The sequence below is a fragment of the Acinetobacter sp. ANC 4204 genome (assembly GCF_002135205.1).
Lineage (GTDB): Bacteria > Pseudomonadota > Gammaproteobacteria > Pseudomonadales > Moraxellaceae > Acinetobacter.
Genome location: NZ_NEFZ01000006.1, coordinates 44,395 through 67,927, shown reverse-complemented (window position 1 = coordinate 67,927; position 23,533 = coordinate 44,395). Strand labels below are relative to the sequence as shown.

Annotated in this window: 19 protein-coding genes; 13 read left to right on the top strand and 6 right to left on the bottom strand. The window is 42.9% G+C overall.

Annotated features, from left to right (window positions below; translation table 11 throughout):
* Nucleotides 1–7: 7 nt before the first annotated feature.
* The 4 genes from B9T36_RS12870 to B9T36_RS12855 all read left to right on the top strand — a co-directional run bounded on the left by B9T36_RS12870 (nucleotide 8) and on the right by B9T36_RS12855 (nucleotide 6,858).
* Entirely contained in the window at nucleotides 8–3,139 is a 3,132-nt protein-coding gene (locus B9T36_RS12870) for an efflux RND transporter permease subunit (protein WP_086209868.1), read from the top strand.
* Complete coding sequence (locus B9T36_RS12865; protein ID WP_171264470.1) at nucleotides 3,139–4,545, top strand: efflux transporter outer membrane subunit; 1,407 nt, start codon at nucleotides 3,139–3,141, stop codon at nucleotides 4,543–4,545. Before B9T36_RS12870 ends, B9T36_RS12865 begins: the two co-directional genes overlap by 1 nt.
* A 353-nt stretch (nucleotides 4,546–4,898) precedes the next feature.
* Nucleotides 4,899–6,233 carry an ammonium transporter gene (locus B9T36_RS12860; protein WP_086209867.1) on the top strand — a complete coding sequence of 445 codons (1,335 nt, stop codon included), beginning with the start codon at nucleotides 4,899–4,901 and terminating at the stop codon, nucleotides 6,231–6,233.
* Nucleotides 6,234–6,249: 16 nt separating this feature from the next.
* Entirely contained in the window at nucleotides 6,250–6,858 is a 609-nt protein-coding gene (locus B9T36_RS12855; RefSeq protein WP_086209866.1) for a hypothetical protein, read from the top strand.
* Between the two features lie 45 nt (nucleotides 6,859–6,903).
* Here the strand turns inward: B9T36_RS12855 and rsfS are convergent, their stop codons facing one another.
* The 5 genes from rsfS to B9T36_RS12830 form a co-directional block, all read right to left on the bottom strand.
* On the bottom strand, nucleotides 6,904–7,308 hold the full coding sequence (gene rsfS, locus B9T36_RS12850; protein ID WP_086209865.1) for a ribosome silencing factor: 405 nt from the start codon (nucleotides 7,306–7,308) through the stop codon (nucleotides 6,904–6,906).
* Nucleotides 7,309–7,383: 75 nt separating this feature from the next.
* A complete protein-coding gene (locus B9T36_RS12845) occupies nucleotides 7,384–8,178 on the bottom strand; it encodes a hydroxypyruvate isomerase family protein (protein ID WP_086209864.1) in 795 nt (264 codons plus the stop codon).
* A gap of 15 nt (nucleotides 8,179–8,193) precedes the next feature.
* Nucleotides 8,194–9,069, bottom strand: a complete 876-nt coding sequence (locus B9T36_RS12840) for an NAD(P)-dependent oxidoreductase (protein WP_086209863.1) — start codon at nucleotides 9,067–9,069, stop codon at nucleotides 8,194–8,196.
* A gap of 36 nt (nucleotides 9,070–9,105) precedes the next feature.
* Nucleotides 9,106–9,894 carry a crotonase/enoyl-CoA hydratase family protein gene (locus B9T36_RS12835; RefSeq protein ID WP_086209862.1) on the bottom strand — a complete coding sequence of 263 codons (789 nt, stop codon included), beginning with the start codon at nucleotides 9,892–9,894 and terminating at the stop codon, nucleotides 9,106–9,108.
* A 118-nt stretch (nucleotides 9,895–10,012) separates the two neighbouring features.
* Nucleotides 10,013–12,826 carry an ATP-binding protein gene (locus tag B9T36_RS12830; protein ID WP_086209861.1) on the bottom strand — a complete coding sequence of 938 codons (2,814 nt, stop codon included), beginning with the start codon at nucleotides 12,824–12,826 and terminating at the stop codon, nucleotides 10,013–10,015.
* 153 nt (nucleotides 12,827–12,979) lie between these two features.
* On the opposite strand from B9T36_RS12830, the gene cysM reads away from it, so the two are divergent.
* Genes cysM through B9T36_RS12810 form a run of 4 tightly spaced genes read left to right on the top strand, consistent with a single transcriptional unit; the run spans nucleotide 12,980 to nucleotide 18,487 of the window.
* Nucleotides 12,980–13,909 (top strand): cysteine synthase CysM, encoded by a 930-nt coding sequence (gene cysM, locus B9T36_RS12825; RefSeq protein ID WP_086209860.1) that lies wholly within the window; start codon nucleotides 12,980–12,982, stop codon nucleotides 13,907–13,909.
* A gap of 21 nt (nucleotides 13,910–13,930) precedes the next feature.
* A complete protein-coding gene (locus tag B9T36_RS12820) occupies nucleotides 13,931–14,752 on the top strand; it encodes a 3'-5' exonuclease (RefSeq protein WP_086209859.1) in 822 nt (273 codons plus the stop codon).
* A 6-nt stretch (nucleotides 14,753–14,758) separates the two neighbouring features.
* Nucleotides 14,759–16,147 (top strand): 23S rRNA (uracil(1939)-C(5))-methyltransferase RlmD, encoded by a 1,389-nt coding sequence (gene rlmD / locus B9T36_RS12815; RefSeq protein ID WP_086209858.1) that lies wholly within the window; start codon nucleotides 14,759–14,761, stop codon nucleotides 16,145–16,147.
* 33 nt (nucleotides 16,148–16,180) lie between these two features.
* Nucleotides 16,181–18,487 carry a RelA/SpoT family protein gene (locus tag B9T36_RS12810; RefSeq protein ID WP_086209857.1) on the top strand — a complete coding sequence of 769 codons (2,307 nt, stop codon included), beginning with the start codon at nucleotides 16,181–16,183 and terminating at the stop codon, nucleotides 18,485–18,487.
* A gap of 40 nt (nucleotides 18,488–18,527) precedes the next feature.
* Here the strand turns inward: B9T36_RS12810 and B9T36_RS12805 are convergent, their stop codons facing one another.
* The gene (locus B9T36_RS12805) at nucleotides 18,528–19,295 is read right to left on the bottom strand and encodes an SDR family oxidoreductase (protein WP_086209856.1); all 768 of its coding nucleotides are present in this window, start codon (nucleotides 19,293–19,295) and stop codon (nucleotides 18,528–18,530) included.
* Nucleotides 19,296–19,413: 118 nt separating this feature from the next.
* Between B9T36_RS12805 and mazG the strand changes: the two genes are divergently transcribed.
* The 5 genes from mazG to panB all read left to right on the top strand — a co-directional run bounded on the left by mazG (nucleotide 19,414) and on the right by panB (nucleotide 23,531).
* Complete coding sequence (gene mazG / locus B9T36_RS12800; protein WP_086209855.1) at nucleotides 19,414–20,175, top strand: nucleoside triphosphate pyrophosphohydrolase; 762 nt, start codon at nucleotides 19,414–19,416, stop codon at nucleotides 20,173–20,175.
* A gap of 18 nt (nucleotides 20,176–20,193) precedes the next feature.
* Nucleotides 20,194–20,592 (top strand): ComEA family DNA-binding protein, encoded by a 399-nt coding sequence (locus B9T36_RS12795; protein WP_086209854.1) that lies wholly within the window; start codon nucleotides 20,194–20,196, stop codon nucleotides 20,590–20,592.
* Nucleotides 20,593–20,729: 137 nt separating this feature from the next.
* Nucleotides 20,730–22,199, top strand: coding sequence for a polynucleotide adenylyltransferase PcnB (pcnB, locus tag B9T36_RS12790; protein ID WP_086209853.1), 1,470 nt, complete (start codon nucleotides 20,730–20,732; stop codon nucleotides 22,197–22,199).
* On the top strand, nucleotides 22,196–22,717 hold the full coding sequence (folK, locus tag B9T36_RS12785) for a 2-amino-4-hydroxy-6-hydroxymethyldihydropteridine diphosphokinase (protein ID WP_086209852.1): 522 nt from the start codon (nucleotides 22,196–22,198) through the stop codon (nucleotides 22,715–22,717). Before pcnB ends, folK begins: the two co-directional genes overlap by 4 nt.
* A gap of 4 nt (nucleotides 22,718–22,721) precedes the next feature.
* Nucleotides 22,722–23,531, top strand: coding sequence for a 3-methyl-2-oxobutanoate hydroxymethyltransferase (gene panB / locus B9T36_RS12780; protein WP_086209851.1), 810 nt, complete (start codon nucleotides 22,722–22,724; stop codon nucleotides 23,529–23,531).
* Nucleotides 23,532–23,533: the final 2 nt, after the last annotated feature.

Genomic DNA, 23,533 nt, shown 5'->3' with positions numbered 1-23,533 from the left:
ATGAACAATGGCTCGTTTCTTTATTAACAGACCTATTTTTGCATGGGTCATTGCAATTGTGATCACCTTGGCGGGTGCACTTTCTATATATACTTTACCTATTGAGCAATATCCTGACATTGCTCCTCCAACAGTCAGTATCAGTGCAACTTATACAGGTGCTTCAGCTGAAACGACAGAAAACTCAGTGACGCAAGTGATTGAGCAAAGTATGACGGGGTTGGATAATTTACTGTATATGTCATCAAGTAGTTCATCCTCAGGGAGCTCTTCGGTAACCTTAACGTTTGCTTCAGGGACAGACCCAGATACGGCACAAGTTCAAGTCCAGAATAAGTTGAAGCAAGCGGAATCCTCTTTGCCAGAATCCGTGCAGGACAATGGTCTGACGGTGACCAAGTCTTCAGGTAGTATCTTTATGGTGCTGAGTTTTATCTCAGAAGATGGCAGTATGAATGGTACGGACTTGGCAGATTACATGGTGTCTAGTGTAAAAGACCAAGTGAGTCGAGTCAGTGGTGTTGGTAATGTTCAAGTGATGGGTTCGCAGTATTCCATGCGAATCTGGCTAAATCCAGAAAAACTCAAAACCTATTCTTTAGTACCCAGTGATATTGTAACGGCTATTCAAGCACAAAATAGCGATGTTGCGGCAGGTTCCCTTGGCGCTTTACCTGCTGTAAATGGGCAGGAATTGAGTGCCACGGTAACGGCACGTAGTCGCTTAAAAACAGTGGATCAGTTTAAAAATATTATTTTAAAGTCAGATGAAAGTGGAGCGGAGGTTCGGCTATCTGATGTGGCAAATGTTGAACTCGGCAGTGAAGACTATGCGGCCTTGAGTAAGTTCAATGGTAAGAATGCAGCAGGCATGGGGATTGAGCTTGCAGCTGGTGCAAATGCTTTAGATGTTTCAAATGCGGTAGAAGCAAAATTACAAGAGCTCAAAGCGTTCTTTCCTACGGGTGTGAACTATAAGGTTGCCTATAGCACAGCACCCTTTGTCAAAATTTCGATAGAAGAAGTAGTGAAGACCTTATTTGAAGCAATTGCGCTGGTCATCATTATTATGTATCTGTTTTTGCAAAACTGGCGTATTACTTTAATTCCTGCAGTTGCCGTTCCTGTTGTGCTCATGGGGACCTTTGGCGTGTTGTCTATTTTGGGTTATTCCATTAATACCTTATCAATGTTTGCCATGGTGTTGGCGATTGGTCTTTTGGTGGACGACGCGATTGTTGTGGTGGAAAACGTTGAACGGATCATGCAAGAGGAGGGACTATCACCTAAGGCGGCTGCTGAAAAATCAATGGGGCAAATTACAGGTGCGCTTATTGGTATTGCTTTAGTACTGACGGCGGTATTTATTCCCATGGCATTCTTTAGTGGTTCTACAGGAGCCATTTATCGCCAGTTCTCTATTACGATTGCCTCTGCGATGATTCTCTCGGTGATTGTTGCAATGACGATTACCCCTGCATTATGTGCAACCTTGTTGAAGCCAATTCATCAAAATGGAACTGAGAAAAAAACAGGCGTGCTTTCTCGATTTTTTCAGTGGTTTAACCAGACATTTAATACCAATACCGAGCGCTATAACCGTGGTGTGAAATGGATACTTGCTCATAAACGTCTAGGTCTGGTGGCTTATTTACTCATTGTTGTTTCTATTGCGGGGCTGTTTTGGAAACTTCCAACAGCATTTTTACCTGAAGAAGATCAGGGCATGTTGATGGTGTCAATCAAACTACCATCAGGTGCGACGCAACAACAAACTGTGCGTGTTATGGATCAAGTTGCTAACTATGTAGAAAAGCAACCTGAAGTGGAATCGGTGATGAGTGTTGCTGGTTTTAGTACTGGAGGTAGTGGTCAGAACTCAGGAATGGGATTCATTAAGTTAAAAGATTGGTCTGAACGTTCTACCGATGCTACAAGTGTTGGGAACCGTATTACCAAAGATATGGCTTCTAAGTTTAAAGATGCGCAGATTTTTGCCATGGCACCCTCTGGGATTCCGGGTTTGGGACAAGGCTCAGGTTTCACCATGGAGCTGACAGATTTGGGTGGAGCTGGGCATGATGCATTGGTTTCGGCCCGTGATCAGCTTCTAAAACTCGCTCAGCAAAATGAAAAGCTTACGGCTGTTCGCTATGGCAGCTTAGAAGATGCACCTACATTTGCCTTGAAAATTAATGACTCCAAAGCAGGTGCTTTAAAAGTCAGTCAAAGTGATATTGATGATGTTTTATCAACTGCTTTGGGCAGTAGCTATGTCAATGACTTTGTAAATAATGGGCGTGTTAAAAAGGTTTATGTGCAAGGTGAAGCGTCTGCGCGTATGTTACCTAGCGATATTAATCGCTGGTACGTTCGAAATGATGATAATGATATGGTGCCATTTTCTGCTTTCACTGAAAGTAAATGGAACTTTGCGCCGTCTTCTTTAGCTCGTTTTAATGGTTCTTCCGCAATGGAAATTTCAGGGCAAGCTGCAGAAGGAGTGAGTTCTGGAACAGCGATGGCAGAAATGCAAAACTTAGTCAAACAATTGCCAAATGGTTTTGGCTATGCGTGGTCTGGCTTGTCTTATCAAGAACAGCAGTCGGGCAATATGGCACCCCTGCTATATGCTATTTCAATCCTGTTTGTATTCTTGTGTTTAGCGGCTTTATACGAAAGTTGGTCGATTCCTTTTTCTGTTTTACTTGTCGTGCCGATTGGTGTGTTGGGCGCTTTATTATTTACAACGTTGCGAGGCTTATCTAATGACATTTATTTTCAAGTTGGCTTGCTGACAACCATCGGTCTGGCTTCGAAAAATGCGATTTTGATCGTGGAATTTGCTAAAGAGTTAGAAGAAAAAGGTGAAACCTTAATAGCTGCAACCTTACATGCAACTAAAATGCGTCTGCGTCCAATTCTAATGACATCATTTGCGTTCTTACTCGGGGTATTGCCTTTGGTGATTAGTACGGGAGCAGGTTCAGGCGGGCGTCACTCTTTAGGAACAGGTGTTTTTGGTGGAACATTATTGTCTACGGCACTTGGTATTTTCTTTGTCCCTTTATTCTATGTTCTTATCCGTAGCATTTTTTCCAAAAAGAAAACAGCTGAATTACCACAGGAGCATTCATAATGTTGTTGAACTATAAATATGGCGCAGTGGGGCTGTGTTTTCTGGGAATGACGGGGTGCATGAATCTCAATCCAGAATATAGTCAACCAACATCGCCTGTCGCAACGTCATTTAATAATCAGGCTGTGGGGGAGAGCTCTTCTCAACCAGTTGCAGATATACAGTGGCGCACTATTTTTCTTGATACTCGCTTACAAAAAGTCATTGCGATGTCTTTAGATAATAATCGTGACTTGCGTATGGCGATGTTGAATATTGATAAAGCTAGAGCACAATATCGCATTCAGAAAGCAGACTTATATCCAAGTGTAAGTGCATCTGTATCTCAATCTGCATCTAAAGCACAATCCTCATCGGGGCAAAGCCAAATCAGTCGCTCTAGTGAGTTTTCTGTAGGATTTACCAGTTGGGAGCTTGATTTGTTTGGTCGTATTCGAAGTTTGAATACTGAGTCTTTAGAAAGCTATTTTGCAACCGCTGAAACACAACGTAGTTCGCGTATGAGCTTGGTTGCAGAGGTTGCCAGTGATTGGTTGACGATTGCAGCTTATCAGCAACAATTGCGCATCGCAGAAAGCACGCTGGCCAGTCAGGAAAAAACACTCAAACTCACTTATGCCAAATATAAAGAAGGTATATCTTCTGCCCTAGACTATGAGGAAATTAAAACCAGTGTCGATAGTGCCAAGGCTGATATTGCCAGTTACAAGAAGGCTTTGGCTCAAGCGCAGAATGCATTGAACTTAATCGTAGGCACTGCTGTACCAGCTGAGTTTCTTCCCTCAAATGATATAGATTTGCAATCCATACGTCTGGCTCCAATTGCTGCAAACTTATCTTCGAGCATGCTGCAAAACCACCCCGATGTTTTATATGTAGAGCATCTCTTAAAGGGGGCAAATGCTGACATCGGAGCCGCAAGAGCAGCTTTCTTTCCAACCATTTCATTAACCACCACGGCTGGGCGAAGCAGTAGCGATTTAGAAAAGCTGTTTAGTGCTGGAACTGGTACATGGTCGTTTATACCAACGATCTCTGTGCCTATTTTCCAAGGAGGGGAGCTTAAAGCTTCTTTAGATTCAGCCAAAATTCAGAAAAATATCTATATTGCACAATATGAGAAAGCGATTCAAACCGCTTTTTCTGATGTAGCAGATGCTTTGGCTGTGCGTCAGAATATTGAAGCGCAACTTGATGCACAAAAAGACCTAGTCCGTTCCTCGGAACGTAGTTATCGTTTATCTACTGCCCGGTACAAAGAAGGTTTGGATAGCTATTTGACGGCCCTGACTGCGCAGCGAACATATTATAGTGCACAGCAAGAACTTGTTACGTTGGTTCTAGAGGAAGCCACCAATCGTGTCACGTTATATAAGGTCTTAGGCGGGGGGGCTGACGCACAATAAAAAATTGAATGGGTTCGTTGTTTTATAAAAGTGACTCTTTCGGGTCACTTTTTTTATGTGAGAGGTTTGGCGTCTTTCTGAAAAGGGTCTCAAAGCAACATCGTTTTAATATTTGAATGACATTAGCTCGAGTACGCGTGATGTAAGGCAGAATGTATGTGTTTTCTATGCAATAAGAGAAATGGGTTTTAAATTTTAGAAAGATTGTTTATGTGAAAATAAGGTTGAAAAAGGTTGAGTTACTGGAACTTTTGATCAAATAAATGTTTTGAAATATATATAGAAAATTAAGTATATCCCTAGAAATTGGCATATTTGTTGCAATTTTTATTTCGGTTCTTTGGGGGATAATGATGAAAAAACTTCAAATTTTAGCAGGGCTATATTTATTGTGTTCTAGCTCAACCTGGGCAGTTGAACCTGTGGTGAGTGCAGCCAATATACAAGAAATTCGCCTATCTTTAGACAGTGTCTGGGTGGTGCTAGGTGGTATCTTGGTGTTTTTTATGCAAGCGGGTTTTGCACTGATTGAAAGTGGTTCAGTTCGTTCTAAAAATACGATTAATGTACTCATGAAAAACTATATGGATGCATGTTTAGGGGGCTTGGTGTTTTGGTTGATTGGCTTTGGCTTAATGTTTGGGGTAAACCAAACTGGCTGGATCGGAACTTCTCATTTTGCACCCAATGAAATGGATGGATGGCATTGGAATTTATTGTTCTTCCAAATGATGTTTGCTGCAACTGCCACCACTATTGCCAGTGGCGCAATGGCAGAGCGTATTCACTTTGTAGCCTATATTGTCAGTGCGGCAGTAGTGAGCGGTTTGATTTATCCGATCTTTGGGGCATGGGCTTGGGGAAGTTTGTTTGACGGCGAGGGCTGGTTGAAGGCTCTAGGGTTTATCGACTTTGCAGGTTCAACTGTTGTGCACTCGATTGGTGGATGGGTGGCTCTGGCGGGTATTATTGTGCTTGGGCCACGACTCGGACGTTTTGGTCGCAATGGGCAAGTTCACTATTTGGCTGGACATAATTTACCGCTGGTGGCGCTAGGTGGTTTTATTTTATGGCTAGCATGGTTTGGTTTTAATGCTGCTTCTACCGTTAAAGCTGAAGTGAGTATTGGGCGTATAGCCCTAAACACGCATTTAGCGGCGTGTGCTTCGGCCGTTGCCTACATGGTCTATACCCTGATTCGAGGTAAAGCGATTTTAATGCGAGGCACGATTAATGCGTCTTTAGGTGGGTTGGTTGCAATCACCGCAGGCTGTGCAACCATGAGCCCACTTTTTGCAGTGATGAGTGGAGCCTTTGCTGGAATTCTGGTCAGTATTTTACCTGTATTGATGGAAAAACTTCGTTTGGATGATGTGGTTGATGCCGTGACTGTGCATGGCTTTTGTGGTGCGTGGGGGACGTTGGCAGCAGGGCTATTTTTTGAAGGGCGAATGTTTAATTCAGAAATAATTGCAGTACAAATTTTAGGTATTATGGCTGCATTTATTTGGGGGTTTGGTGTGGCTTTTATTGTGTTCAAAGTCTTGGATAAAGTATTGGGTGGTCTACGTGTAAGTAAACAACATGAACAACGTGGTTTAGACTATACCGAACATGCCGAACTGTCCTATCCGGAGTTTCAGCATGATGTGACTTTTGAAACAGATGATATGACTAAACGTCATTAAATGAAGAGGATAGCTCATGTCGACTGAAACATTAAGTATTTTGCAAAAACGTCAAGCGATTGAACGAGGCCTCAGTCAATACTTACCGGGGACACTTTTGGAGCAAGTGTTGAATCACTGGGAAGCCAAATATGGTGATCAACCATCCTTTGTTTTAAATCGTTTTTTGAGTGAAATTTGCACTACCGAAGAATTGCGTTATCACCGCAAAGATATGCTCAGAAATGTCTTAGCAGAGATGGCACAAGTTGAAAAACAAGTATTACTCAAGCCTACAGCCCAAGAGCTCCGAGCAGAACAGACACAAGAGCAATTATTGGATGCTTTCATCTTTTTTATGCAAGGTATTTGTCAGTCGGTAAAAGATGTTGATATGCAGGATTTTGAAAGTGAAGTAAAGGTGGAGTTGGAAGCATTATCTATTTTGATGTCTGCAAACCAAAGGTTGGATGATCGGATGCTTCTAAATACTTTACTGATGGCTCAGTATGCTCAGATGTTGACAGCCTGCTATGAAAAGTACTGTGAATTTTACGGCCCTGCAAAAGCTGATCAGGTTTATGCCAGTATCAAGAGACAGGTTAAAACACATTATCCGTCAGTGGATTTGCATTGGCTCATTTAGAAAATATAGCGTATAAAAAAGCGACCTTTAGGTCGCTTTTTTTGATTAGGCTACAGTTTCTTCTGGGGCTGCACGCCATAGGCTTTCGAGGTCGTAGAAACGACGTGCTGTTGGCAACATCACATGCACAACAACAAAGCCAAGATCAATCAAGATCCATTCAGCATCACGTTCGCCTTCGACACCGAGAGGGCGGAAGCCTGCTTTACGTGCTTCTTCAGCAACGTTATCAGCAAGTGCTTTAATGTGACGCGTAGATGTACCACTTGCAATTACAATTGCATCAGCAACATTACTGATTGAGCTGACATCAAGCGCTAAAATATCTTTTGCTTTTACATCTTCAAGGGCTTCGTGTACAACTTTTAAGCAAGCTTGTACGTCGGCAGCTTGTGTATTCATTGCGAGATCGTGAGAATTAGAAGCGCTGGGCGATGGTTCTAAATTCATAAAGGGAATTTTTCCGGACAATAACTCACCTTATAGTATAGAGTTTTTGGCCGAAAAATTCAAATCTGACAAGGCTTAGCTTTGAGGATGCGTGGCAAAGTATTTTGCCTTCCATGCAAAGGACTGAGTTGAAACAGTTTTTGGTCGATATTCAGCCGCAAGAAAACCATCATAGTTGCTGTGTTGTAACCATTCAAAAATATTTGCATACATTATTTGTGCAGTGTCTGGTTCGTGCCGGCCCGGACAGTCGGCAAACTGGATATGTCCAATATCTTGAATATTTTCTTGTAAGCCTTGAAGGACATCCTCACCCATCATTGCCATGTGATAGCAGTCGTATTGCATTTTAAGTGCAGGGTGTTTTACGGCTTCTAACATTTCTTGTGCTTGGGCAATATTTTGTACTAAAAAGCGTGGCATATCGGTGCCGTTGATCATTTCAAAGACAGGTTGAATTTGATGTTCGGTGAACATGTGGCAGGCTAACTTTAAGTTTTTAGCCAAGGTGTTTAAACAAGGCAGGAGGTCAGCGTCCAATGGCTGTTTGCCTGCAAGGATATTCACGCTTGGTACTTTGAGTGCGCTGGCATATTGCACAGCCAACTGTAGGGCCCGATGAAACTCCAGTTCTTTGCCAGGGACACCTGCTAGACCATTACCACCTGTCATGAGGTCTCCCGCGGGAACATTAATCAAGCAGAGGCTTAAGTCATGTAGTGTTAGTTGAGTTTGAACTTGTTCAATACTCAGTTCATAGGGGAATTGGATCTCAACATGTTTAAAGCCTGCGGCTTGAGCTAAAGCAAAACGCTCAAGCAGCGGTACTTCGGTAAAAATCATGGATAAATTTACAGCAAGTTTGGTCATGATTTTCTCCTTTTGTTATTTGGCTTTCTGTCCTACTTGTAATATGACCGAGGCAAGGTCAGCTTCAGCATAGCCTTGTTGTTGATGTGCTTGCAATTGCTGAAGTGCTCGTGCTGCAACGGGGATATCGAGTTGATGGTGGGCTGCGAGTTGCACAGCATTGTTTAAATCTTTAGAGAGGGTTTGTACTTTCCATTGTACGGGTTCAAATTGGTGTGTGGCCATACGTGGGCTTAAAATTTGAAAGGGTTTAGAATCTGCAAAACCACCTGCCAGTGCAGGTGCAAGTAGACGAGTATCTACGCCAGCTTTAGCAGCTAAAGCCACCGCTTCAGCAATCAAGGTGCTATTGGCAGCCACAATCAGTTGATTGCAAATTTTAGTGGCTTGTCCTGTGCCTGTAGCGCCCATGCAAGTAACGCGCTGTGACAGAATATTATAAATTAAAGACAAGTCCTGAATGGTTTGAACATCACCGCCAGCAAAAATCACCAACGTTCCTTGCTCTGCACCTACAGTTCCTCCAGACACAGGCGAATCAATCCATTGCACCTGTTTGTGTTCAGCACGTGTAGCAAGTTTAATCGTTTGCTCAACCGAAAGACTGGAAAAGTCGACAAGTACTTGATTGGCTGTTAAAAACGGCTCTATTTGTTCATAAACATTTTCAACCGCTTTGTCGTCAGCTAAACAGGTGAGGATAACGGGATAGAGGGCTATGTCTTGCAGGGCTAAGCCTGTTGCTCCCAAATCAATGAGTGCATCCTTGGCATTTGGAGTGCGGTTCCAGACCGCGACTTCGAAACCTGCTTGAATTAATCGGGTCGCCATTCGGCTTCCCATGAGCCCCATACCAAGAAATGCAATTTTAGTGTGTCGATCGAAACTCATGGGACTCTCTTCTAAACTGAATGCGGTTAAATGCTGTTATTTGTACTGGCGTGGTACAAATTGGACATCGGGTTGTTTGTCTTTTTTGCGCGCGATTTGGCTGTTTTTACCTAACAGTAATTTGAGTTGCCAAATTTTTTCCATGCGCAAAGATTTTTTTGGCTCATGCTGCATGGCATCAAGTACGTATTTAGAGGCCATGAGCGCATCAGGTGAACGCTGTAGCATTTCTTCTGCAATAGACTGTGCTTTTGCAAGAGGTGATTCATCTAAGTGTGTGACTAAACCGACTTCTTTGGCATATTGAGCATCAAAAATACGTGCTGTAAGCGTGAGTTCTTTCGCAAGATCGAGTCCCACTAAGCCTTTTAAAGAGCGAGTAAGCCCCATATCTGGCACAAGTCCCCAACGACTTTCCATAATCGACATTTTAGTTGCAGGGTGAGCGACACGAATGTCAGCAGCCAAAGCCAATTGCATGCCGGCACCAAAACAAAATCCTTCAATTGCTGCGATCACAGGAACAGGCAGTTCTTGCCAAATAAGAAACGCTTTTTGAAATAGACTTTGCCCAGGTTTAATCAGTTCCCATGCGGCATAGGCGCGATTTTTGGGATTGTTTAAATCAGCAAGGTCAATACCAGCACTAAATACTTGGGCTTCACCAGTCAGAATCACACAGCGAATGCTCCGATCTTTTTTGATTTTTTCAGCGGTTTGCACCAGTTCGCGCAATAAAGCGAAGCTCATGGCATTACGCTTGTCTGGTCGGTTGAGTGAAACAGTCGCGATGCCATTATTTTTTTCAATGCGAAGTAAAGCCATGATGAAAACTCTTATTTTTTGCTTGCATGGAGCATAACATGCACCTTGTTAGGATACATGACAGTGCAGTCATATCAAAAGATAGACAGTACTGACTTTAGTCGTGTTTCTGCCATTTTTAAGAATTATGTTTGATTAAAATTTGTTGTGCAGCATGTTGCACTTGCTCAATGACAACTTTGAGTTCATTAAAACGTTTTATGGTTTCTTGAATGAACTGTTCATCGGCTTTACGTCGCTCTTTACGCAAGGTCGAAACAAACTGCTCAAATGTGCCGGTTGCTTCTTGCAAGTTCGGTACACCGACATAGCGCGTTGCCCCGTATAGGCGGTGTAGAACGTGTTCAAGTTGCGGAAAGTCTTCCATTTCTATCAACTGTTTCATTTCATTTAGTTCCGTGTCGAAACTATCCATCAACATGCGTAGCAGATCAACAGCAAGATCTTCTTTGTTTGCTGCCAATTGTAAGCTTTGTTGCCAGTCCAGTACTTTCGGATCCAGCGCCTCAATCATGATGGCTTTTTCAACCGCGGAGGTTTTGTTGAAACGTTCTGTAGTCCAGTGAGTCAAAATTTGGATAATTTGATCAATTTGAATTGGTTTAGTGACATAGTCATCCATACCGACTTGCAGGAGTTTTTGCTTTTCATCAGCTAAAGCATGTGCAGTTAGTGCGATAATCGGTAAGCGTTTATTATTTTCTAGAGTTGACTCTAAGGCACGAATAGCGCGTGTAGTATCTACACCTGACATGACAGGCATTTGAATATCCATAAAGATCAAATCAAAAGGCTTGCTGTCCTGTTCAAAGTGTTCTTGTAAAATTTCTAAAGCCTGTTGCCCACTCAAGGCCTTGGTGGTAGTGACATTCAATTCACCCAATAATGCTTCAAGTACAATGAGGTTAGGTAAGTGATCATCGACTGCCAAAATATGTAAACCTTGACCATTGAAAGACTCCATTTCGTTATCTTCAAACAAGGGTTGATTGCTGAGTAGTTGAATCAAGGCACTGCGGCTGAGTGGTTGGTATAAAGGCCGTGCGCGGTAGTCATTCAACATGTTTAGATCAAGTGACATTTGATAGCCGTAAACTGCAAGATTACCATTATAGCGTTGACGGATTTCTTTCAATAAGGCCTCAGTATCTCCGCTATGATCTACAATCAGCCAGGTGTTTTCGACATCTAGAGGTAGTTTATTCAGATGGCTAAACAAATCCAAAATTGAGCTGGATTCAATGTGTTTGACATCATAGTCTTCTAGATAGTGGCGTAAAATATTGGCAGTTGCAGGATGCGCTAAATAAGATACGACTTGAATATTGCTAAATTGAGGATGTTCGATGAATTCATCTTCCTCATTGACCATAAACATGGCTGTAAACCAAAAAGTGGAGCCTTTTTCTGTTGGAGCACGTTCTTGGTTGTCTTCAAAGCCAATTTGGCCTTGCATCAGGTGCACGAGTTGTTTAGAAATCGCTAAGCCCAATCCTGTCCCTCCAAACTGGCGAGTGACAGATGCATCGCCTTGGGAGAAGGATTCAAATAATTTCTTACGGTCGGTACCACTCAAACCAATACCACTGTCTTGTACACTAAAATGTAATAAACACTGTCCAATATCATCTTGTTCAAGTCTTGCGCGCACAATAATTTCACCATCAGGGGTGAACTTAATGGCATTGGAAATTAGGTTGGTCAAAATTTGTTTAAAACGTAAGGTATCGCCGACCACATGCTTCGGCACATTGTCTGCATAGTAAAAAGCCATGTCGATATGCTTTTGTGCTGCGAGTGGGGATAGCATATCCATTACATCAAAAATGGCTTCTTCAAGGTCAAAAGTGGCAGTATCGAGTTCTAGCTTACCTGCATCAATTTTTGAAAAATCTAATACATCATTAATCAGTGCCAATAAGTGTGCAGAAGACTTGCGAATGGTTTGTAAATATAGGTTTTGGTCGTTGCTCAAGTTGTCTTGACGCAACAGCAAATGGATAAAACCGTCAATACTATTTAGTGGGGTGCGCAGTTCGTGGCTAATGTTGGCTAGGAAAACAGATTTAGACTGACTTGCTGAAATGGCTTGGTCACGTGCTTGGCGATAGGTAATGTTTTGCACTTCTAATGTGTCAAGAGTTCGGCGCAAATCGTCTTCTGTCTGCTCAGTGTGTTCCTTTAGTTCTAAAAAACTAAAGTGTAAGCGTTTCACCACATTGGCAATGTCGCGCTGCAATAAACGTAATTCACCGGTACTGTTGATGATCATGTGTTGATCAAGGGTGTCGGCATTTAAACGTTGTAACTGCATGCGAATTTCATACATGGGCGCGATCCAACGACGCGAGTAAAAATTCAAACACAATAAAAGCAATAAGAGTGTTAACAAGCCTGTCGCAATCAACACAATCAACACACGATAACGTGCAATTTGTAAGGGTTGATTGTCAACTTCAATCACTAACTGAGCAGGTGAGCCAGCAAATTGGTTGATGGGAAGACCATAGACCGTATTGCCGTTAAAAGACAAGGGGCCAAAAAAATCGGTGCCTTTTTTCAGCGCAGGCCATGGCGCCTGATCTTGATAACCAATGCTGAGTTTATTATTGCCTTTGTCATCAATAATTGCGGCACGGATCAGATGCTTTTCATCCAGCATTTTTTGCATGAGATAACGTGCATTTTCATATTGCCAAGGCGAAGCATTCAATAAATTAATGGCTGCTTCGGCATCGAGTTGATAGCGCGTTAAAATTGCAATCGCCATTTGGCGTTGCTGAGCTTTGGCTGCATTTGAAGTTTCGGTAATCACCAACAATGCACCGACACATGCCAAAATCATAATCGGCACGAAAATAAGGGCAATGAGCTGTCCATAAGCATGATTTAAGTGCAGACGATTAAATAACTTTTTATTGATATTTGACATGATGCAAGCGATTTATTCCCTATGCTTTGAAGTGTAGCATGCTTTATAAAAAATCGACGGTGCTTTAATCACTTTCACGAAAAAGCACGCTAAATGGGTGCAGGGGCAGGCATTTTTCCATACAATAGGCGCACCTCGATCAAGGTGCAAACAATGAGTACTACATCCACTGATTTTCAAGCAGACGAATTTTTGTTAGATCACTATGTTGGAAAAACTCCACTAGTGCGTTTACAGCGTTTGGCTCGTCATACTCAAGCAACAGTATTGGCAAAGTTAGAAGGCAATAACCCTGCAGGTTCTGTTAAAGACCGTCCCGCATATAACATGATTATGCAAGCGGAAAAGCGTGGGCAAATTCAGCCAGGCGATACCTTGATTGAAGCGACCAGTGGAAATACAGGCATTGCACTGGCGATGGTTGCCGCGATGCGTGGCTATCAAATGAAACTGATCATGCCAAATAACATGAGCCAAGAGCGTAAAGATGCAATGCGTGCTTATGGCGCTGAGCTGATTGAAGTGACGAAAGAGCAGGGCATGGAAGGTGCACGTGATTTAGCGTTGCAAATGCAAGAGGAAGGCAAAGGGCTTGTACTCAACCAGTTTGGTAATCCTGACAATGTTGAAGCGCATTATTTAACGACAGGGCCTGAAATCTGGCAGCAAACAGGTGGGAAAATTACTCACTTTGTCAGTTCAATGGGCACGACAGGTACCATCATGGGCGTATCGAAATATCTCAAAGAGATGAACCCTGAGATTCAAATTATTGGCTTACAGCCATCGGATGGTTCAAGTATTGCGGGGATTCGCCGTTGGCCTGAAGAATATTTGCCGACGATTTTTGACCGCAGTCGGATTGATCAGATTATTGATATTCCGCAAATTGAAGCAGAAAAAACCATGCGTAAATTGGCACAAAAAGAAGGCATTAGCGCAGGAACTTCTTCAGGTGGTGCGGTGTGGGCATCAATTAAAATTGCTGAAGAAAACCCTGGTGCTATCATTGCATGCATTATTTGTGACCGTGGTGACCGTTATTTATCGACGGGACTTTTCTCTGTGGTTGATCCTGAATAAAACGAAAATAGAGTCTGATATATGCGCCTACCTGTGCTCACCTTTGATATTGAAACCATGACTGATTTGAGATCTGGGGCGCATTTATATGGTTTGGATTTGCCTGAGGCTGATTTGGAGGCTGCACTGACCAAATTGCGTCGCCAAGAGTCAGGCATGGATTTTCAACGTTTGGCTTTGCATGAAATTGTGTGTATTTCAGGCTTGTGGTTGGATGATCAAGGCCAGATGAAACTCTTTTCTTTTAGTCGCGAACAATACTCTGAAGCAGAAATTCTGAGTAAGTTTTTATCTATATTTGATAAGCGCTTACCAACTTTAGTGAGCTGGAATGGTGCGCAGTTCGACTTACCAGTGATCATGCTTCGTGCCATGTATCATGGTTTAACTGCACCTGCTTTGTTCGATCAAGGCGAAATTGACACACAAAAGCGCTATAATAACTATCAGAACCGTTATCATCAGCGCCACATCGACCTTATGGATGTGATGGCAATGTTTAATGGACGTCATTTCCAAAAACTGGATGATGTTGCACATTTGTTGGGTTATCCCGGCAAACGAGGCGATGGGGCTTATCATGTGCCTGAATATGTTCGGGCGCAGGAATGGCTTAAACTCACTAGTTATTGTGAAGGTGATGTGCTGAATACATGGCTGGTGTATTTGCGTTGGCTCTTGCTCAAAGGGCAGTTGTTGACGCAAGACCATCGTCATTTGGTTCACCAAACCATTCAGTTTTTACAAACCCAGCCACAGCATCAAGATTTCTTAACGGTGTGGCGTGAGACCTCGCAACATACAGCTTTTACCGCTGCTGATTTTTCTTCTTCCCATATTTAGGTACACATGAAACATAGAGCCAAACCTCGTCCCACTCAACAGCCGAGTTATATCTTTCAGGTTGAGTCTCTTTCGCATGAAGGGCGTGGTATAGCACACTATGGTTCACATCCTGATCATCCTGTAGAAAAGCATGGCAAAAAAGTCTTTATTAGCTATGCTCTGCCTGGGGAAACGGTGAAAGCGCAGATTACCCACGCGGTAAAGCGTTTAGAGGAAGCCGATGCTGTTCAACTCCTCAGTGAAGCTTCTGCTTTTCGTGTCGAACCAAAGTGTCTGCATTTTAAAAGCTGTGGTGGCTGTAATATGCAGCACATTCATCCCGATGAGCAAATTCGTTTAAAGCAAAATGTACTGCAATCGCATTTGCAGCATTTTGCAGGTATTCAACCTGAAGAATGGTTGCCACCTTTGCGCTCTTTACGTGAAGACTACCGCCGTAAAGCACGCATTGGGGTGCGCTATATTCCCAATAAAGATAAGTTGGTGGTCGGTTTTCGCGAGCGCCAAACCAATAAACTGACTTCAATTGACCGCTGTTTGGTGTTGGATCAAGCGTTTGGTTCGATCACACGACTGAAGCAGTTACTCCAAAGTCTAACAGCCAAAGCCGCGATTGGTCATATAGAATTAGCGATGGGGGACAGTGATATTGCCCTTACGGTACGACATACTGAAAAATTAAACCCAGAGGATGTCAACCGATTAAAACAATTTGCGTTAGACAAAGGGTGGCAGTTGTATTTACAGGCTGAGGGCCCAGAAAGTTTAAAGCGTGTCGATGATGAACATGCAGCGATGCGTTTACATTATCGTTTAACTGATTTTGATGTGGAATTTGGTTTTAACCCTCAGGACTTTACTCAAGTCAACTCAACCATCAACCCACAAATGGTGAAATTGGCATGTGACTTGCTAGAATTACAACAAGGAGAGCGTGTGCTCGATTTGTTCTGTGGTTTAGGTAATTTCTCTTTGCCTTTGGCTCGATGTGTTGGTGCGATGGGAGAGGTGATTGCGGTTGAAGGTAGTGAGGAGATGGTTCAGCGTGGTGCGGAAAATGCAAAACACAATGCATTGAGTCAGTTGAAGTTCTTTTCACAAGATTTAACAAAAGATTTTTCGCATCATTCTTGGGCAAATCAAGGATTTGATGCATTATTGATAGATCCTCCACGTGCAGGCGCAGAGGAAATAATGCATTATATGCCTAACTTTGGTGCAAAAAGAATCGTTTACGTGTCGTGTAATCCAGCGACACTCGCAAGGGATGCGGGGCTGTTGGTACAGCAGGGTTATCGGTTGGTTAAAGCTGGTGTGATGGACATGTTTACGCACACTGGTCATGTTGAGTCGATAGCATTGTTTGAAAAAGATAATGAGATAAACGATTAAAGAATATGAAGCGTAAAAATGTAGGAGATGGGTATGGTCACAGTACGTGAGCAACTACCTGGGCGACTTAATGAGTTGTCTCAGGAGGCGACTGTAGAGCATGCCGAACAAGCTCAACATGATTTGGCTGAATGGTTAGATCGTGTTCGAAGCATATTAGATGATGCGAAGCTTGAGCAACTCGAAGAAGTTGCCAATTTGACTTTACAAAAAGAGTTAGAAACCACAGTAAACCACCGTTCCAATATCTTTTATACAGGTATTGAGATGGCGGATATTCTGGCCCATTTGCATGTCGATGAAGATACTTTAGCTGCTGCGATGCTCTATCGTGGTGTGCGTGAAGGGGTCATTCCTTTGGCGGAAGTGCAAGAGCACTTTGGTGAACAAGTACATGCCTTGGTCAAAGGCACTTTGTCCATGGGGAAGTTGTCTGACCTCATCGAGCAGAATAAACGCCTCGAAGATCATTTTAATAACAACCAGCGCGAGCACTTAAACGGCATTTATAAAATGTTGATTTCTGTGACCGAAGACGTACGTGTTGTATTGATCAAACTGGCAGAGCGAACCTATGCACTGCGTGAATTGGCGACTTCTTCTAAAGAACGTCAAGAGCGTGTAGCACGCGAGATCTTAACCATTTACTCACCACTAGCACACCGTTTAGGGATTGCGCAGTTAAAGTGGGAACTTGAAGATCTGGCCTTTCGCTATTTAGCACCTGATCGTTATAAAGAAATTGCGACGCTGTTGAATGAAAAGCGACTGGAGCGTGAGCAGTATATCCAGTTTGTCATAGATAAGTTGCGTGAAGCTTTGGCTGAACATGGTATAGAGGCTGAAATCAGTGGTCGGGTAAAACACATTTATTCGATTTATCGAAAAATGAAAAGTAAGAACCTGAGTTTCGATCAGCTCTATGACATACGTGCCGTCAGGGTTTTGGTGAAGACCGTCCCTGAATGTTATCACTCTTTGGGGATCGTACATCAAATTTGGCGTCATATTCCGCATCAATTTGACGATTATATTACCAACCCGAAAGCCAATGGTTATCGTTCATTGCATACTGCTGTGATTGCGGAAAATAAATCACTTGAAGTACAAATTCGGACCAAAAATATGCATGAAGAAGCTGAGCTAGGGGTATGTTCACACTTTAATTATAAAGAAGGCGGCAAGAATACCGACCGCTCTTTTAACCACCGTTTACATTCATTGCGTGCTGTGCTTGAGCATTATCAAGAACGGAATGATGCCAATGTACATAAGTCAGATGATGATTCTGAAAATTTTGAACAAATTCAGGATTTTGAAGATTTTGAGAAGATTTACGTCTTTAGTCGTGATGGCGATATCAAAGAACTTCCACGTGGTTCGACCGTGCTTGACTTTGCTTATCATGTACACACCCAAGTTGGTAACAAATGCTATGCCGCACGGGTGAATCAGCGCTATGTTCCGCTGACTTATACCTTAAAAACGGGCGAGCAAGTTGAGATTTTAACCAAGAAAGACCGTGAGCCAAACCGCGATTGGTTGGTGAACTCTTTAGGTTATATCAAGACGGCACGTGCGCGTGACAAGTTGCGTCATTGGTTCCGCCAACAAGATCGTAGTAAAAACTTGGAAGTAGGCCGTGAGCTACTCAATAAAGAGCTTTCACGTTTAGCGATTCATCCGAAAAGTATTGATTTAAATGATTACTGCAATCATTTCAATGTCAAAGCGGGTGAAGACATCCTGATTGCACTGGTGAATGGTGACATTAGTCTACATGCGCTGATTAATCAGGTGAATCGTCATATGCATTTGGATCAGGATGAACCTGAGCTGGTGCTGAAGCCGACCTTGAACCCACGTGCTAGCCATACTTTGTCAGCACATGGCATTTTGATTGATGGTTTGGATAACGTTGAGCTGCATGTAGCTCAATGCTGTCAGCCTGTGCATGGCGAGTCGATTGCAGGTTATATCACCTTGAATCGTGGGGTGAGCATTCATAAAATTGCATGTCCAGATTACTTGCGCATGATTCAAAATGAACCTGAACGTGCAGTAGAAGCCGATTGGGAAATGCAGCCAACACGTGGTCAGAGTGTGCAAATTGTGGTGGAAGCTTATGATCGCCGTGGTTTGCTCAAAGATTTGACCCAAGTGATTTTTTCTGACCAAATCAATATTCGTCAGGTTAATACGATTTCTGAAGCAGATGGTATTGCCAATATGAAATTGTTGATTGAGGTCAAAGGCTTATCGCAACTATCAAAACTGTTGGCGCGGTTAGAGCAACAACCAGGCATCATTAGTGCGCGTCGTTTGGTGCAAGGTAACTAAGCGAATTGAAAAAAAGAGCCTGCAATTGCAGGCTCTTTTTTTATTTAGAAAGATATAAGTTGGTCAGGCGATTCAGACATTGGGGACTGATTTTACTCAGTTGAAATAAAAGCTTGGCTTTAGCGCCCACGGCTTGATGGGTTGGAGTTAAAGCCGTATCTTTTTCAACAGCACGTTGAAAAACGTGTTGTGCTACATCTTCCGCAGTTAAGTGTACTCCCATGTTTTGAATACTCTTCGCTTGCATATCCTGCACCATAGCAGTTTGTACAAATAGTGGCATGACATCGAGCACGCGAATGCCATATTTTTGCCATTCGGTATCTAAGCCTTCGGTGATACCGCGTACTGCAAACTTACTGGCAGAGTACGAGACCAAATCAGCTTGACCATAGATGGCTGAAGCCGATGAAAGGTTGATGACACGAGCAAAATTTGCTTGTTTGAGATAGGGCAATGCAGCGTGGCAGCCATTCAGTACGCCATTGACATTAATCGACATGGTTTTGTGATGTGCGCCGATCTCTGTTTGTTCAAAAGGCCCTGAGAATAGAATTCCTGCATTATTGACCAAGACATTGAGCTCGCCTGCCCATGTGACAAACTCGGCTAAAGCAGTTTGCCAGTCTTGATAGTTGGAAACATCGAGCTGTCCTGCTTTGGCATTTGGGCCGAGGCTAGCTGCCAGCTGTTCGGCTTGAGCGCTATTGATGTCATAAATCCCTACTTTGTAATGATGTGTATAAAATAAGCGGGCGATGGCTGCACCAATCCCTTGAGCTGCACCACTAATCAAAATACTGCGCATTGAAACTGCTCCTTGTTGCTCTTTTTCTTAATGTTATTGTTGTGATTGGATTGAGCATAACAAATGTATGCCGTCATAATGTAATTATTATCAATATGATTTTTGAAGAGAGATAAACATGGAACAATTGCTGAACGTGATGCGTGAGTTACGTGAAAAATGTCCATGGGATCAACAGCAAACCCCAGAAAGTTTAACCCGCTATGCCATTGAAGAAGCTTATGAAGTTGAAGATGCCGTGCGTTCAGGTGAGGCTGATGAGGTGCGTGATGAGTTGGGGGATTTACTGCTACAGGTGGTGTTCCAGTCGCAGATGTATGCTGAGCAAGGGGCTTTTAATTTTCAAGATGTGGTGCATGCCATCACCGAAAAGTTGATTCGTCGTCATCCACATGTTTTTCAAGCACAGCAGTTTTCGGTGTTGTCTGCTGAAGAGGTGGGCGAACTTTGGAAGCAAATTAAACAACAGGAAAAGCAAGGTCAGGCACAGTCTAGACTTGCCAGTATCAAACACGGGCCTGCCTTACAGCAGGCGGAACAGATTCAAAAAAATGTAGCACAGATCGGTTTTGACTTTCCTGATGTGGCAGGTGCTTATGCCAAGCTTGAAGAAGAATTAGCTGAATTGAAACATGCGGTTCAGCAGCAAAATTCCGATGAAATAGCAGATGAATTTGGCGATTGTTTATTTTCAATGATCAATGTTGGACGTAAACTGGGCGTCTCAAGCGAAATATCGCTTTTGAGTACGATTCATAAATTTCGGACTCGTTTTGCTTTCATTGAAGATCAAGCTTTGCAACAAAACAAAAATATTGAGCAAATGTCTTTAGCTGAAATGGATCATCTGTGGGAGCAAGCCAAATTACAATTGAAATAATAAAAATGGTGGTTTGAATTGATAAAAATAAAAGTAAGTTTGTTGATCATTGCTTTGTTATTACTGAGTTTATTGGCTTGGGTGCCGACCAGTTATGCACAGTCTTTTGATCAGAACTACCTGAGCTGGAAAGCTGAACAGCAAGCGTGGGATAATCGTATTCAAGTGCCCAAGAGCATGAAACGTGCTGTGTCTCCAGTTCAGCCTCAGTCTGTAACTGATGCGGATAAAATTAGTTTAAACCAAGCCAGTGTTGAACAGTTACAACAGCTTCAGGGTGTAGGTCTAAAGAAAGCCCAAGCAATTGTGGCCTATCGACAAAAACAGGGTGCATTCAAATCCATAGATGAATTACAGCAGGTGACAGGGATTGGGCCTGCCATTTTTCTGAAAAATAAAGCACGTTTGAGTTTATAGTCAAATGGAATACTTTTCTTCATGAATTGCTCAGAATTCTGTTTTGCTTTCGAGAATCAAATTGCCCTTTGATTGTGTTAGAGATATCATTAGCGTCATCTTAGAATTTTACGTTTAGGCGTAGGAGACAGCGGCTTTTGCAAACTTTGCGCGCGTCAAAATGTGGTTTATCAACCGCTCAATTACCTTCTTACATTTTAGATGTGATCGATGCATTAACTAAGGCTGGCTATGAGGCTTATATCGTCGGAGGCGGTGTCCGCGACATGATGCTTGGCCTAAATCCTAAAGATTTTGATGCAGTGACCAATGCAACACCGTCACAGGTAAAAGAAGTTTTCGGACGACGTTGCCGTATTATCGGGCGCCGTTTTGAGCTGGCTCATGTCTATTCAGGTCGTGAGTTGGTTGAAGTTGCAACTTTCCGTGCACCGCCGAAGAAAGAAGTCACCTCGGCGCAAGGCATGATTTTGCGTGATAACAATTGGGGAACGATTGAGCAAGACTTTGCGCGTCGTGATTTTTCAATTAATGCAATGTACTATCAGCCACGCAAGGGCATTGTATTGGATTTTTGTCATGCCGTAGACGATATTAAAGATAAAACATTACGTCTATTGGGTGATGCGCAAACGCGTTTTGAAGAAGATCCTGTGCGCATGTTGCGTACTTTACGTTTTGCTGCAAAATTAGGTTTTTCAATTGATCAGAAAATTTTAGATGTTTTCAGTCTTGAAATGACACAACTGCTTCGCGATGTTTCTCCGCACCGCCTGTATGATGAATCTCAGAAGCTGTTTACAATGGGTCATCTGAATCGTGTATTGCCAATGCTGATTGACTTCGGAATTTGGAAACAACTATTTGCGGACATTCAGCCGAATATCAGCCCATTTATTGAGCGTGCGGCTAAAAATACGGATCAGCGTATTCAAGTCGGCAAAACCATTAACCCTGCCTTTTTCTATGCGGTGTTGCTCTGGAAACCGTTCCTAGAGCGTTGTGAGTTTTATAGCAGTAAAGGTGTGGTTGCTGCTGAAGCTCGTGCACAAGCGGGACTTGATGTATTAAAACGCCAAGCCACTCGGACGATTATTCCGCGCTTTGCTGAAACGTTTATTCGTGAAGTGTGGGAAATGCAAACGCGTTTACTTAACCCGAAAGCACAGCAAATTCAAGCATTATCAACCCATGCACGTTTCCGTGCAGGCTTTGACTTTTTATTGCTGCGTGAAAAATCGGGTGATGATAGTACGCAAGGTATGGGTCAATGGTGGGATGCATATCAATTAATGAGCACCGATGAAAAAGAGCGTGCCATTAGTCAATATAATCGCCAACGTGCAAAAGCACGTCGCAGTGGCAAAGCAAGTGCTGAAGAAGCTGCTGTTGCTAAAACCGTAAGCCATGAAATAGAGCCTCTGGTAAAAGAACAAGAACCACGCAGTCGTCGCACGCGTAAGACCAAACAGCAGTCTGAAGCTCGATCTCAAGTGGGCGCGGTGACTACAACTGGCTCTGCGGAAATAGGCTTAGATCATCCAATTTTAAAACGCAAGCGTGTGAAGCGTGACTTGAGCAGCGTCATTTTTGGGCCAACACAATGAGCATCATTACGTACATCGGTTTAGGGAGCAATTTAGGCGACTCTAAATTGATTTTAACTGAAGCAGTGCATAAGTTGGCCAGTCTCGGGGACGTGAAGATCTCCAAGTTATATCAAAGTCCACCGATGGGACCGCAAGATCAGCCCAACTATTTAAACGCCGTATTACAACTCAGTACAGATTTAGCACCTTTGGCGTTGCTGGATGAGCTACAACGTTTTGAACAAGAGTCAGGACGTGTACGTTTACGCCATTGGGGTGAACGCACTTTAGATTTAGATTTACTGCTTTATGCCGAAGAAAAAATTCAGCATGAACGTTTAACTGTGCCACATGTAGGGGTAATGGAGCGTGATTTTGTGCTTATCCCACTGTTGGATTTAGATCCTGATTTACACATTGATGGTATTGCGTTGAAGCAGTTGCCTGTTGTACAACAAGCGACATTAAGTGTGCTTGATGCAGGTAATTGGGCCGCGATTGAATTGAGCAATGCTCAAAATGTTGAAAAGGAATAGTTTGATGATTAGTTTAAATGACTTAAGAAAATTTAAAGCAGAAGGTCGCAAATTTTCCTGCCTAACTTGCTATGATGCAAGTATGGCAAAAGCAATGCAACTAGCTGAAATTGATACTATTTTAATTGGAGATTCTCTAGGGATGGCCATTCAAGGTCGTGATTCCACTTTGCCTGTTACGGTTGAGGATATGGCTTACCATACAGCAGCAGTATGTCGTGGTAATCAACATGCTTTCATTTTGACAGACTTGCCCTTTATGAGCTATGCCACTTTAAATGATGCTCTGCAAAGCTCAAAAGTTGTGATGCAGGCAGGTGCGCAAATGGTCAAAGTCGAAGGCGGTGCATGGCTTGCTGAAACAGTTCAGGTTTTGACACGAAATGGTATTCCTGTATGTGTACACTTGGGCTTAACCCCACAGTCTGTTCATGTGCTAGGCGGTTATAAATTACAAGCGCGCACACGTGAAGCCGCAGACCAGTTGATTGCCGACTGTCAGGCGGTTGTGGATGCGGGTGCTGCAATGTTGTTATTGGAATGTGTGCCTGCACAGCTCGGTAAAGAAATTAGTGAGTTGTTCCCGCATGTACCCGTTATTGGCATTGGCGCAGGTGTGGATACCGATGGTCAAGTCTTGGTGGTACAAGACATGCTTGGACTGACTTTTGGTCGTGTTGCAAAATTTGTACGTAACTTTATGAAAGAACAAGCAGGGGAAACTGCGATTTTGGATGCATTCAAGGCATACCATACAGCAGTACTAGATCGTTCATTCCCAGCTAAAGAACAAACATTTCAAGTCGAGCTGTAAAA

Coding starts and splice junctions, on each gene's coding strand:
- B9T36_RS12840 (WP_086209863.1), bottom strand. CDS start 9,069: ATGAGTTTCGATCGACACACTAAAATTGCATTTCTTGGTATGGGGCTC.
- B9T36_RS12845 (WP_086209864.1), bottom strand. CDS start 8,178: ATGACCAAACTTGCTGTAAATTTATCCATGATTTTTACCGAAGTACCG.
- B9T36_RS12830 (WP_086209861.1), bottom strand. CDS start 12,826: ATGTCAAATATCAATAAAAAGTTATTTAATCGTCTGCACTTAAATCAT.
- rlmD (WP_086209858.1), top strand. CDS start 14,759: ATGAAACATAGAGCCAAACCTCGTCCCACTCAACAGCCGAGTTATATC.
- B9T36_RS12835 (WP_086209862.1), bottom strand. CDS start 9,894: ATGGCTTTACTTCGCATTGAAAAAAATAATGGCATCGCGACTGTTTCA.
- folK (WP_086209852.1), top strand. CDS start 22,196: ATGAGCATCATTACGTACATCGGTTTAGGGAGCAATTTAGGCGACTCT.
- B9T36_RS12860 (WP_086209867.1), top strand. CDS start 4,899: ATGAAAAAACTTCAAATTTTAGCAGGGCTATATTTATTGTGTTCTAGC.
- B9T36_RS12805 (WP_086209856.1), bottom strand. CDS start 19,295: ATGCGCAGTATTTTGATTAGTGGTGCAGCTCAAGGGATTGGTGCAGCC.
- B9T36_RS12865 (WP_171264470.1), top strand. CDS start 3,139: ATGTTGTTGAACTATAAATATGGCGCAGTGGGGCTGTGTTTTCTGGGA.
- mazG (WP_086209855.1), top strand. CDS start 19,414: ATGGAACAATTGCTGAACGTGATGCGTGAGTTACGTGAAAAATGTCCA.
- panB (WP_086209851.1), top strand. CDS start 22,722: ATGATTAGTTTAAATGACTTAAGAAAATTTAAAGCAGAAGGTCGCAAA.
- B9T36_RS12810 (WP_086209857.1), top strand. CDS start 16,181: ATGGTCACAGTACGTGAGCAACTACCTGGGCGACTTAATGAGTTGTCT.
- rsfS (WP_086209865.1), bottom strand. CDS start 7,308: ATGAATTTAGAACCATCGCCCAGCGCTTCTAATTCTCACGATCTCGCA.
- cysM (WP_086209860.1), top strand. CDS start 12,980: ATGAGTACTACATCCACTGATTTTCAAGCAGACGAATTTTTGTTAGAT.
- B9T36_RS12855 (WP_086209866.1), top strand. CDS start 6,250: ATGTCGACTGAAACATTAAGTATTTTGCAAAAACGTCAAGCGATTGAA.
- B9T36_RS12820 (WP_086209859.1), top strand. CDS start 13,931: ATGCGCCTACCTGTGCTCACCTTTGATATTGAAACCATGACTGATTTG.
- B9T36_RS12870 (WP_086209868.1), top strand. CDS start 8: ATGGCTCGTTTCTTTATTAACAGACCTATTTTTGCATGGGTCATTGCA.